The organism is Claveliimonas bilis (assembly GCF_030296775.1).
GTDB lineage: Bacteria > Bacillota > Clostridia > Lachnospirales > Lachnospiraceae > Claveliimonas > Claveliimonas bilis.
In genome coordinates this window covers 2,108,772-2,120,935 of record NZ_AP027742.1, presented here as the reverse complement: position 1 = coordinate 2,120,935, position 12,164 = coordinate 2,108,772, and the positions used below count along the sequence as shown (strand labels likewise).

Annotated in this window: 10 protein-coding genes and 1 other annotated feature (1 of these 11 only partly in view); of the genes, 6 read left to right on the top strand and 4 right to left on the bottom strand. The window is 43.1% G+C overall.

Annotation, left to right across the window (positions count from 1 at the left end; translation table 11 throughout):
* Nucleotides 1-2 precede the first annotated feature (2 nt).
* The 5 genes from R2J37_RS10355 (at nucleotide 3) to R2J37_RS10335 (ending at nucleotide 5,689) form a co-directional block, all read left to right on the top strand.
* Nucleotides 3-1,361, top strand: a complete 1,359-nt coding sequence (locus R2J37_RS10355) for a sensor histidine kinase (protein WP_316264882.1) — start codon at nucleotides 3-5, stop codon at nucleotides 1,359-1,361.
* A 98-nt stretch (nucleotides 1,362-1,459) separates the two neighbouring features.
* A complete protein-coding gene (locus R2J37_RS10350) occupies nucleotides 1,460-2,425 on the top strand; it encodes a CPBP family intramembrane glutamic endopeptidase (RefSeq protein WP_316264880.1) in 966 nt (321 codons plus the stop codon).
* A 165-nt stretch (nucleotides 2,426-2,590) separates the two neighbouring features.
* Nucleotides 2,591-3,358 carry an ABC transporter ATP-binding protein gene (locus tag R2J37_RS10345; protein WP_316264878.1) on the top strand — a complete coding sequence of 256 codons (768 nt, stop codon included), beginning with the start codon at nucleotides 2,591-2,593 and terminating at the stop codon, nucleotides 3,356-3,358.
* Nucleotides 3,351-5,297 carry an ABC transporter permease gene (locus R2J37_RS10340; protein ID WP_316264876.1) on the top strand — a complete coding sequence of 649 codons (1,947 nt, stop codon included), beginning with the start codon at nucleotides 3,351-3,353 and terminating at the stop codon, nucleotides 5,295-5,297. Before R2J37_RS10345 ends, R2J37_RS10340 begins: the two co-directional genes overlap by 8 nt.
* 47 nt (nucleotides 5,298-5,344) lie before the next feature.
* Nucleotides 5,345-5,689: a cupin domain-containing protein gene (locus R2J37_RS10335; protein ID WP_230105844.1), complete on the top strand. Its 345-nt coding sequence runs from the start codon at nucleotides 5,345-5,347 to the stop codon at nucleotides 5,687-5,689.
* A gap of 106 nt (nucleotides 5,690-5,795) precedes the next feature.
* On the opposite strand, the gene R2J37_RS10330 is transcribed toward R2J37_RS10335, so the two are convergent.
* From R2J37_RS10330 to R2J37_RS10315, 4 genes are read right to left on the bottom strand one after another with little or no spacing between them, the layout of a single operon-like run.
* Nucleotides 5,796-6,731, bottom strand: coding sequence for a DUF4340 domain-containing protein (locus R2J37_RS10330; protein ID WP_316264874.1), 936 nt, complete (start codon nucleotides 6,729-6,731; stop codon nucleotides 5,796-5,798).
* A gap of 16 nt (nucleotides 6,732-6,747) precedes the next feature.
* Nucleotides 6,748-8,130, bottom strand: coding sequence for a GldG family protein (locus tag R2J37_RS10325; RefSeq protein ID WP_316264873.1), 1,383 nt, complete (start codon nucleotides 8,128-8,130; stop codon nucleotides 6,748-6,750).
* A gap of 15 nt (nucleotides 8,131-8,145) precedes the next feature.
* Nucleotides 8,146-9,012 carry an ABC transporter permease gene (locus R2J37_RS10320; protein WP_316267028.1) on the bottom strand — a complete coding sequence of 289 codons (867 nt, stop codon included), beginning with the start codon at nucleotides 9,010-9,012 and terminating at the stop codon, nucleotides 8,146-8,148.
* A complete protein-coding gene (locus R2J37_RS10315) occupies nucleotides 8,996-10,066 on the bottom strand; it encodes an ABC transporter ATP-binding protein (protein ID WP_316264871.1) in 1,071 nt (356 codons plus the stop codon). Before R2J37_RS10315 ends, R2J37_RS10320 begins: the two co-directional genes overlap by 17 nt.
* A gap of 586 nt (nucleotides 10,067-10,652) precedes the next feature.
* On the opposite strand from R2J37_RS10315, the gene R2J37_RS10310 reads away from it, so the two are divergent.
* Entirely contained in the window at nucleotides 10,653-12,050 is a 1,398-nt protein-coding gene (locus tag R2J37_RS10310) for an alanine/glycine:cation symporter family protein (RefSeq protein ID WP_230105846.1), read from the top strand.
* Nucleotides 12,051-12,127: 77 nt separating this feature from the next.
* Nucleotides 12,128-12,164: a binding site (T-box leader), on the top strand (it continues 213 nt past the right edge of the window).

The following is a 12,164-nucleotide window of genomic DNA, read 5'->3' as shown; positions in this document are numbered from 1 at the left end:
GTATGGGAAAATTGGCATTATGTTTATATAACTGTATAGAGATGGCGGAGATTTTGCTGGCACTTTTGGCTGTGAGCCGATATGTTTATCTGGAGCCGGTTCTGAAAAATAGAAAGGCTCAATTCATATATGGAACAGCCTTTTTTGTTTTTACATTTGTTGTTCAGATGCTTCCCGGAATTTGGGAAGATATACAGATTACAGGAATTTTATTTTTCTGTGTCTATATATTTTTGACAAGGGAAAGTCACAGGATAAGAGGAATATTTCTTTTGATTCCGGCGCTTGGATTTTTGGTAGGGATTACGGCGCTTTTCTATGCTGTTCCATATCTGGTGACAGGAGCCTATCTTCCGGAAAGAGAAAATGCACTTCTTTCGGACGGAATCTTCTGGATAGTTGTCTTGATTTTCTATATCAAAGGTGCGGGATTCCGGCAGAGGGCGGCCAAAGAAAGTGCTTACAGGCAGCTTGGAAGGTGGGAGAGGAACTTTCTTCACGGAGTGGGGATTTTCCTTTTTGCAGTGGGCTCTTTCCTGATAACCATATACGAAGCCGGACTTTCGCAGGATATGTCGAGATTTTTGACAGGTCTTGGATGTCTGTCTATCGTATTTCTTGAAGTTTCTGCAGTTGCTTTGGTACAACAGGGAAACAAAAAGGGATATTTTCAATATATGACAACTATAGGGGAACATTATATGAGAGCCGAGCTGGTACATTTCCGTGCTTATAAGGAACAGGAAGTGAGACTTAGGAGATTTCGTCATGATATCAAAAACCATCTGGCATGTCTGTGCAGACTTTCAGAGACAGGAGACCTGGACAGAATGAGAACTTATCTGGAAAATCTGGAGGGAGAGCTTCGTCAGACAGATCATGCCGTGCAGACTGGAAATGAGATTGTGGATGCAATTTTAAATGAAAAACTCCTTCTTGCACAAGCGATGGGAGTCTCATTTTCTCTGGACGGAAATTTTTCATGTGAAATTGAAATGCAGGCGATGGATATTTGTACCATATTTGCAAATGCATTGGATAATGCACTGGAAGAGCTGGAAAGGTCGTCAGCGGCAAAGATGGACAGGAAAGAGGACGGTGAGCAGCAGAATGGCTGGATCAGGTTAAAAATTTCCTGTCAGGGGAAAATGGCATGTTTTGTGTTTGAGAATCCGGTTTGTCCGCAAAAAAAGATCATGCCGCCAGGATGCACTGATAAGAAAAACGAAAAAGAGCATGGATTTGGTCTTTTAAATATTGCTTATGTGGCAGAAAAATATCATGGCAGCATGAAACAGCAGATCCGTGAAGAAAAAGAAGGGTCTGTATATAGTCTGGAAGTTCTTGTGTTTACAGAATAAGTACCATTCACAACAAAATCAGTACCGTTTACAACGAAAAAACTCCGTTCTTTCCAAAGTGAGATATGGTGAATACAGGAAAGAAAGGAGAAATAACAATGGACACAAAGAAAAGAGCTTTAAAAAAGAAAATAAATCACACAGCCAGAGGGGTGTTGTTTTATAATGTGATCCTTGTAGGAGTGACATTGCTTTTTGCAGTGGGATATGGCGTGTATGTCGCTTTGAATCCTTCTTGTGCAGGAGACGCTGGTACGATGCAGAAAATTCTGGAAAGAAGTCTGGGAAATTATGCAGGTGTCTTGAGTATTGCAGGCGTGGCGGCAGGGCTTTTATATCTTGGAATACGGCATAGAAAAAATGGCTATCTTAAGGAGAGCTTTGTAAGGAAAAAGGGGATGACACCGGCGGTATTTGGACAGATGGCCTGTGTATTTATGTCGCTGCAGGTGCTATTTATTGTGGGAGCGGCATTGGCAGAGATTATTTTAAATCAGTTTGGTTATTCTCTTCAGGCGTCAGTGGACAGTGCCGCATCTGCAAGCACGGACTGGTCAATGTTTCTCTATGTGGGGCTGGTAGGGCCGATAGCGGAAGAACTGGTGTACCGGGGAATCGTGATGCAGAGTCTTATGAGTTGCGGCAAAGGATTTGCAGTAGGAATATCAGCACTGCTTTTTGGAGTAATGCATGGGAATTTTCCCCAGGGATTATTTGCTGTTGCGGCAGGAGTTGTGTTTGGCTATATAGCATCGGAGTATTCCATTCGGTGGTCTATTGCTCTTCATATACTGAATAATGTGATTTTCAGTGAGGCTTTGGGAAAACTGGCAAAGCTTTTGCCGGAAACAGCGGCAAGTGTGGTAGAATACGGTACGCTTATTGGATTTGCTGTTCTTACCTGTGTCATTTTTTGCAGAAAACGGGATAAGATTGCTTCCTGGTGGAGAGAAAATCGTCCTGAAAAATCCATGTGGTTTTCTGCCCTGACAGCGGTGTGGATGATACTGTTTTTTATTATGGAGTTTTTTATCGCGTTGAATGGTATCAAGCCAGTTGCATAAGAGAAGTTTCCTGAAATTTCCGACAATGTTAACTTACATGAATGTGACAAAAATGTAAGGATAAAGGGCCGGAATGTAAGTTAAATGAATGGAAGAGACCTGCCTTCTTTTGTATAATAAGCCTGTAAATAAAATGACAAAGGCAAAAAAGGAGGCAGGTTTTTTATGTCATTACTGGAAGTGAAAAATGTAAAGAAAATATATACGACCCGCTTTGGAGGGAATCAGGTGGAAGCGCTGAAAAATGTAAATTTTTCAGTGGAACCAAGAGAATATGTTGCGATCATGGGAGAATCCGGTTCCGGTAAGACCACACTTTTGAACATTCTGGCTGCGTTGGATAAACCTACGTCAGGAAGAGTTTATCTGAAAGGAAACGATCTAAGCAAAGTAAAAGAAAAAGAAGTGGCAGCTTTCCGGCGTCAGAATCTGGGGTTTGTCTTTCAGGACTTTAATCTTCTGGATACGTTTTCTGTGCAGGATAATATCTTTTTGCCGCTGGTTCTTTCCGGCAAAAGCTATGAAGAAATGTCAGGGCGCCTTAAGCCTATCGCACAAAAGCTTGGAATCAGCCAGATCCTTGGGAAATTTCCTTATGAGATCTCTGGCGGACAAAAGCAGAGGGCGGCGGTCGCAAGAGCCCTCATCACAAAACCGCAGCTGGTCCTTGCAGACGAACCCACAGGAGCGCTGGATTCCAGGGCATCGGATGAACTTCTTAGGCTGTTTACTCAGATTAACAGGGATGGGCAGACGATCTTGATGGTGACTCACAGTGTCAAGGCAGCCAGTACAGCGGATCGGATTTTGTTTATTAAGGACGGGGAGGTATTCCATCAACTGTACAGAGGAAATCTGACCAACGAGCAGCTTTACCAGAAGATTTCTGATACACTGACTGTACTTGCCACAGGAGGTGAGAGGAATGAATAGCAGAATTTATTCCAGACTGGCAGTCAGCAATATCAAAAATAACAGAAAAACCTATGTCCCGTTTATTCTCACATCCATCCTTACGGTTATGATGTACTATATTATAGACGCCCTTGCAGGGAATAAAAGCATTGAGATTGTCAACGTAATCACAGTGCTACGGATGGGATGCGGCGTGATGGTTGTATTTTCCGTGATTTTTTTGTTTTATACCAACAGTTTTCTCATCAAGCGCAGGAAAAAGGAGATTGCTGTTTACAATATCCTTGGAATGGGAAAAGGACATATCGGCAAGATGCTGACAGTAGAGACGCTCATAGTGGGAGGAATCAGCATTGCAGGCGGCATTGCCGGAGGAATGGCCTTTGGTAAGCTGATGCATCTCCTTTTAATACGGATCATTCACTATGATGTGGGAATGGAGTTCCATATTTCTGTGCAGTCTGTATTTGATACGGTGATACTGTTTGCATTTATTTTCTTCCTGACATGGTTTTATAATCTGTTTCAGATCAGGCTGGCTAATCCCATTGAGCTTCTGCGGGGCGGAAGTGCAGGGGAAAAAGAGCCGAAGACAAAAGTGATCCTGGCTTTAATCGGAGTTGTTACTATGGCAGCAGGATACTATCTTGCTGTGTCAACCAAGAACCCTCTTGAAGCGATCAATACATTTTTTGTGGCTGTAATTTTAGTCATTATCGGAACGTATGCACTGTTTCTGGCAGGAAGTATTGCTCTTTTGAAGCTGCTTAGAAAGCGGAAAAAATTTTATTATAAGTCCAATCATTTTGTCTCTGTTTCCGGAATGATCTACCGGATGAAACAAAATGCCGTGGGGCTTGCCAATATTTGTATTTTAAGTACGATAGTGCTGGTGATGATATCCAGCACAGTGAGCCTGTATGTGGGCGTGGACGATGTGATGGCATATAGGTATCCCAATGATTATCAGATGACGCTCTATGAAGCAAGCCAGGAAAAGATAGACAAAGCGAATAAGCTTATTGAGGAAGAGCTTGACCGGGGAGGGCTTAAGAAGGAGGGAGAGACAGCCTGCCACTATGGAACAGCAGTTCTTATCAGTCAGGGAGGAAACAAATTTACGACCAGCGAGAATGGGACTTATTCTCCCCGGGATCTTACAGAATTGTACGTGATTCCACAGGAAGATTATCAGAAACTGGAAAACACCTCCACCAGTCTGAAAGAGAATGAAGTGATCATCTATACTACAGCTGAGAATTACGGAAGAGATTCGATCCAGATTGACGGCCGGAAATTTCAGGTAACAGAAGAGCTGGATGACTTTGTTCTGGAAGAGAAGAATCAGTCACGGGTTGCGCCGGGAATGTATATGATCGTGGCAAACGATGAAGTGGCAATGCAGCTGGATTCACTGAAAAGCGGTCTTCGGTATGACATAGATTTTGATATGACAGGCAGTGATGAAGAAAAGGCCGTGGTAGAGGAGAAGATTGCGGACAGGATCACAGAAGAACTTCCGGGTACTTATTTTACCAGCAGACAGGCAGGGACAGAAAGCTTTTTCGGCTTTTACGGATGTTTGTTCTTCATCGGTATGTATCTTGGATTCATGTTTTTAGTGGCGACAGTGCTGATCATCTACTACAAACAGATATCTGAAGGTCTGGATGACCGGGAACGGTATGTGATCATGCAGAAAGTAGGAATGGACAAAAGAGAAATACGCCGGGCGATCCGCAGTCAGATCCTGATTGTATTTTTCCTGCCTCTGCTGTTTTCCATCCTTCATATTATGGTTGCCTTCAATGTGATAACAAAACTTCTGGGGATATTCGGACTTTTCAATACCGGGCTTTTCGTCCTGTGTACTGTGGTGACTGTGCTGATATTCGCGGCATTTTACATTATTGTATTCGCTATTACCGCAAGAGAATATTATAAGATTGTCAATTAATGTCCGGGTGTGGTAAAATAAGGACAGTAAAAAGGAGGACATGAATCATGACAAAAGCAAACGAAAGAGAAGTTGTTACTGTGGAGCGTGCCAACGGCGGTGCCGGTTTCATTATGAAGGAAGGGCTGCTGAATGAGGAGCAGCTGGGCGAGCACTGCCGTATGTTCAGCCGCGTAACACTGAAACCGGGCTGCGAACTTGGACATCATGAGCATCACGGTGAGACAGAAACTTACTATGTGTTAAGTGGAAAAGGCATGTACGATGACAACGGAAAGGCTGTTCCGATTGAAGCCGGAGATGTAACATTCTGCAAGGACGGCGACGGACACGGAGTAAAGAATAACGGCGATGAAGATCTGGTATTTGTAGCCCTGATCCTGAAAAAATAGCAGTAGAGAATAGAAAGAAAAAGCAGGCAATGTTATCAGAATATGTCAGTTAGCAATTCTGATAACATTGCCTGTTTTTGTTATACGTCTGAAAGCGCACATTGCTTTATTCTTCACTGCCGCCTAATAGATTGTTCAGAATGCCGGAGCTTACCAGATATACAAGATCAGAGTCCTGTACCTGCACGTAGCGGGTGTCGTCGTCTGTAGTATTTCCGATATACAGCGTAAAGGTCAGAGGATCCTCATCAGATTCTTCTTCAGAAGATTCATTGTAAGTCAGTTTCACTGTGATTCTGGAATCTTCATCCAGGCCAAAGGAAGCCAGCTCCTCGGCATCGGCATGATAGCTTGCAAGCTCCGTCAGACTCATGGCCCCGTATCCGCCGGCAATGGTAGAGATAGTTTCCGTCTGTTCGTCATTGTCAGATGAGTAGATTGTTGTTGTCCCATTTTCGGTAATGTCAGCCTGTACAAGGTTTCCGCTTCCGATAGAGGGGACATCATCTTTTGCAACCATGGTATCAAGGTCATACTGCATGGATGATACAATGGAGGAGTCTGCCGTATAAAGAATATCTTCCTGCCCGTTTACAGCAAGGTAGTAGTCTTCATCTACAGAATTGCCGATGGTAACAGTTGTAAGAGTTCCGTCCTGATCTGTTAGTTCGATGGTATAGGCAGGATCTTCAAGCCCGTAGTCAGAGAGGGCATCAGGATCAGAAATTTCCCGGGTGGCGGTAAGAGAACAGAAGGTATCTTCCATGGTTTCGATATAACTCTGCGTCAGAGGGATATCTCTGTCATTGGAGACATACCAGGTATTTCCGTCTTTTGCAAAGCTCATGGTGGTTCCCTCGCTGTGGTCTGTATAGGAAAGAGCTAAGAGGGATTCTATGTCTGTGACAGATATTTGAGAGTCATCCCCGCCGTTTTGTTCTTCCTGCTTCCTTTCATAAAAGGAAAGAAAAAGAAAGATCAGGATGAGTATGACAAAAAGCGCAAGAAGAATCAGCAATGTGCGGTGCTTTTTCATGTCCATATTTTTATACCCTCCTTTAAGCTTTTCGGCGTTTTATCCAACGCCAGAGTCCATAGATCAGGAAAATGACAGGGATACCGACAATGGCGACAATGCCTATCAATCCGGTATACTGCATCGTATTGTTTTCGAGCTGCAGACTTTTTGCCTCAATGGACAGATTTTCCACATCATCAAAATTGGCGGTAACGGCATTCATGAACAAAGAGAGATTTTCGATGTTTGTGAACTGACTGGTAATTGTTTCATCGATCATGGAAGAGGAGCTGATGACTGTAAAACGGCTGTCATTTTCTGTGGCAGCAGCCCCCAGGATATAACTTCCCTCTTCTGTGTTCCCGTCTTCTGTCACAGCGTAACTGTTTGATGAGGTTGTCATGAAAGGAGTAAGGGTAATGGTGTCACGTGCAGGCGTTCCTTCTGTAAAGCCGTGAGCATTGGCAAGGAGCACCATCTGGGATTCTATATTTTCAGCCAGATCTCCGGATACACTAAGCAGCGGGAAAATATAGTAATAATTTCCCTGATAAGAGCGCTGCATATCTGCGATATACCCCTGGGACGGCTGAAGACCGTAAGTTTCCATCAGAGAAGAAAAATTAGGCATATCCGTCAAATCTTCTCCCTGTATAAAAAATACATTTCCGCCGTCTTCCATGTAGGAGGTAAGAAGATTCAGCTCATCTTCCGAAATGTCGGCAGACGGTGCATAAAACAGCAGAAGGTCGCAGTCCTCCGGTATGGAGGAGGCCATCATAAGATTCAGCTCCTCTGTAGTAAAAGAAGATTTTTCCATCAGGTCTGTGACTGAGGATGGAAGAGAACTTTCTCCGTGCCCGCTCACCGTATAAATGGTTTTGCTGACATCAGTGGTAACATAATTCACAGCGCTTGTCAGTTGCCCTTCTCCGTCAAATTCAGACTCTGTAAGGCTGCCGGTAGTATAGTAGGACATTTCATCGTAAGTGATAATATCCTGGAAAGAAACAGTGGTCGTCTTTTCCGTATCAGGACAGGAGGCAACGATAGTGTCAGATTCTGCCTCATATTCTGTCAGTGCAGACGGATGAAGAACCGGATCAATCCATTCCACATTGATGTGGCTGGAAAGAGCTGCATATTTTTCAATAAAGTTCCGAATCCGTTCATCGGCGCTGCTCTTTTCGGCAAGAACCGTAAAATCCACACCTTTATCCAGATCCTTCAAAAGATCCCGGCTGGTATCTGTGATCTCATAAATATTATTAGTGCTGATATCAATCTGCTTCAGGGAACTGGGGAGCCTGCCGGCAATCAGATTAATGAAAACAACAATCCCTATGACAACGGCAGTCATTGCAAGGCTGTAACTGCCCTGCCGGGATGAAACAGTAGAAAACAAATTTTTGATTTTACCCATAGTGATATGCTCCTCCTAACTCCAGCGTCTTTTTTGTATGGACTGCATCGTCAGAAAAATAAACAGTCCGATGATGGAAAGATACAGAATAACCCCATTTGTGTCAAAAAGCTGATTTGATACAACATCTGTCAGAGGGGCCGTAAGATCCAGGCGTCCGAGAAAATCCGGAAGGAGATTTTCAAAAAGGCTGGAATCTACTGCATAGGGAATGATGCATGCGGCAAGCACGATCACTTCCAGAACACCGCCCAGAATATAATTGCGGGTAAGATGCCAGACAAGGGCGCATACAAGCGTAAATATCACGATAAGGATGAAAAGGTTCAAAAGAGCGGAAGAGGGAAGGAATCCGATCAGTCCGTCCCAGAGATACAGGATCAAAAGTACGCCGATGGATGAAAGAGCGGCGATGATCTGACTTTCTGTAAGGGAGGAAAGAAACATGCCAATAGATATGAAAACGCATCCAAGGAGAAAAAAGATCAGGATTCCGCTGTAATCTGTCAGAAAATAGGCATTTCCCTGTATTTTAATGACGAGAGGAAAAAGGCAGAACACAATGTTGGGAATAAGGAAAACAGTTACCATAGCCAGATATTTTCCCATTACGATCTGTCCCAGGGACACAGGAGCTGTCAATAGAAGCTGATCTGTTTTGCTTTTGCGGTCCTCGGAAAAACTTTTCATAGTGAGCACCGGTATGGCAAGCATAAGAATAAATACAAGGGAGCTTAGCACATAAGAAAAAACGGGATATCCGTAAGTCAGATTATATGCCATAAAATAGACTCCTGTAAAAGCAAGAAAAAAGGCAATGAATACATAGCCGATCATGGAATGAAAATAAGAATCCAGTTCTCTTTTATAAATTGCTCTCATCATTCTCCTCCTCGTTCTCTTCCTGATTTTCTGATTTGGATTCCGGCAGCTTAGCCTCTGGAATCGTTTTCTTTTGTACTCGTGGGGATGATTTTTTAGAGGCTTTTGGCCGGACGATTTCAGGCGCTGAGGTAAGTTCCAGGAAAATATCCTCTAACGTTGTCCGGGTGTTTGCAAGACGCAGAAGAGGGAGCTTGCGATCAGCAAATGCCCAGAAGATATCTTCGCGGATATCTTTTTTCCCCGAGACTGTCAATACCGCGCTGATGCATCCGTTTTCATCAGGATCGGTATATTCGGCTTCCAGAACAGATGAAAGAGAGGCGACGGCTCCTTTCACGGAAGACAAGTTCCCCTTTGCAAGGAGTTCGATCGTCTCATTTCCCTGCATCTTATGTTCCAGATTTTCGGGAGTATCACTTGCCACCAGTTTTCCCTGATAAATGATCATAATATGGTCGCAGATTTCCCGCACCTCAGAGAGAATATGTGAACTGAGAATGACAGTATGGTCCGTGGCGAGACTGCGGATCAGCTGGCGGATCTCAATGATCTGCTGCGGATCAAGCCCGACTGTCGGCTCATCCAGAATAATGATTTCCGGAAAACCTACCAAAGCTCCTGCAAGTCCGACTCTCTGCCGGTATCCTTTGGAAAGATTTTTTATCAGACGGTTTCTGACAGAACCAAGCTTTACAAGACGGATGATCTTCTCAAGCTGCTCTTCCTGAAACGTTTTGCCAAGCTGCTTCAGACAGAAAACAAATTTCAGATATTCCAGAACGGTCATATCCATATAGAGGGGCGGCTGTTCCGGCAGATAACCGATATCCTTTTTGGCTTTGTAAGGCTCTGTGAGAATATTGTGGCCATTAATGAGAACTTCTCCTTCCGTTGCTCCCAGATAACCGGTCATGATATTCATAGTTGTTGATTTTCCGGCGCCGTTTGGACCGAGAAAACCATAGATCTGCCCTTTTTTGATCGTAAAATTCAGATGATCCACGGCGGTATGTGATCCGTAGCATTTTACAAGATTTTTCACTTCGATCAATGCACTACCTCCTCGCTTCAGAAAATTTTTCTTTTTCATTTTAGAAACAGAATGTGTATAAAATGTGATGAAAGTCTGAAAAATTTTTGGGCATACAGGAAGAAAAGAAAAATGAATAAAATGGCAAAATTGCAGAAAGTAACTGTATGAATATTCAAAGAAAAAAGAAATTTTTATAAAAAAGTGAAAAAATATACCTTGACAATACAGTCAGACAAGCATATAATACAATCCATATTTGAAAAGATGCAGGCAAAGAGGTTGTTGGACTGATTTTCCTGCGTCTTTTTTCATAAAAAGCCAAAATTATAGATATATTTTGGTAAAAATAAGTGCAATATAGCGGAAATGAGGTGTGAGACTAAATATTCAATAACTTGAAGAAAGAGAAACACAATTGCATGTTAAAGTTGTAACGATACTTGCTATTTTCAGAAAATTTTGGTAAAATAGAAAATAACAATACGGAAGAGAGGAATCAGAGAATGCTTTTCCGTGTACCGGTACGTTACAAAGTCAAAACAACAAGGCAAAAAGCAGCAGAAAACACAAAGGAATTTCAAAATGGAAGAGAAGGGGGCATTTTATGTTTGAAACAATCAGTAATGCGATCTATGATATTGATGCTGTGATTTGGGGCTGGTGGCTGATCATTCTGTTATTTGGTACCCATATTTTCATGACAATTCGTACTGGCTTTATCCAGAGAAAGACATTGAGCAAAGGAATTAAGCTTTCTGTAACCAGAGATCCGGATGCAGAAGGAGAGGTTTCCAACTTTGGAGCGCTTACAACAGCGCTTGCCGCTACCATCGGTACCGGTAATATTGTCGGTGTAGGTACTGCGATTGCTCTTGGCGGTCCGGGAGCTGTGCTTTGGTGCTGGCTTTCCGGTGTATTCGGAATTGCTACAAAGTATTCCGAATCTCTGATCGCGGTAAAATACCGTGTAAAGACAAAAGACGGACGTATGCAGGGCGGTGCCATGTATGCACTTTCCAGAGGGTTAAAATGGAAAGGCCTTGGAAAAGTTCTTGGTATGATCTTTGCGATTTTCGCTGGATTTGCTTCTTTTGGTATCGGCTGTGCCACACAGGTAAACGCGATTGCCAATATCGTGGAAGAAAACGTTGGTGTTCCGGGATGGATCGTTGGTATTGTAATTGCTGTTCTTACTGCGATTGTTATTTTCGGCGGTATTAAGAGTATTGCAAGCGTGTGTGAGAAGCTGGTTCCATTTATGGCAATCTTTTATGTGCTGGGATGTATTATTATTCTTGGCTTCAATTATGACTATATTATTCCGGCAATCAAGACAATCTGTACACTGGCCTTTACTCCGGGAGCAGCGGCAGGCGGACTTGTAGGAACAGGTATTATGGCTGCAATGCGTTTTGGTATTGCGAGAGGTCTTTTCTCCAATGAATCTGGTATGGGTTCTGCTCCTATCGCGGCGGCAGCAGCACAGACAAGAAATCCGGTTCGTCAGGCGCTGGTATCTTCCACAGGTACTTTCTGGGATACAGTAGTTGTATGTCTGATGTCCGGTCTTGTAATTGTAACTTCTGTTATGAAGAATCCAAACATTAATGCGGATGAGATCGAGGACGGTGGAGTTTTAACTACATTAGCATTCCAGCAGATTCCGTATCTTGGACCGATCATTCTGACACTCGGCATTATCTGTTTCGCATACTCAACAGTTCTTGGATGGGCATATTACGGAGAACGTGCAGTAGAATACTTTGCAGGTAAAAAAGTACTTATCGGATATCGTATCCTTTATGTTGCTGTAGCAGCAATCGCTCCGGTTGTCGCACTTGACGTTGTATGGGCACTGGCAGATATCCTGAATGCTTTGATGGCTGTACCTAACTTGATCGCAGTTCTTCTGTTGTCAAATGTCATTGCCAGTGAAACGAAGAAGTACATTAATGATCTGGATGCCTGGGATGAAACCCCTGTTCCGGTTATCGATGACTGATAAAATAATTTTAAACGGAAAATGTCTTGACAAAATGATCTGAGAGAGGTAAAGTAATATCCATCAGATACATATAAGCAAAACCGATGAGAAAGAGAAGTAGATTATCATTGT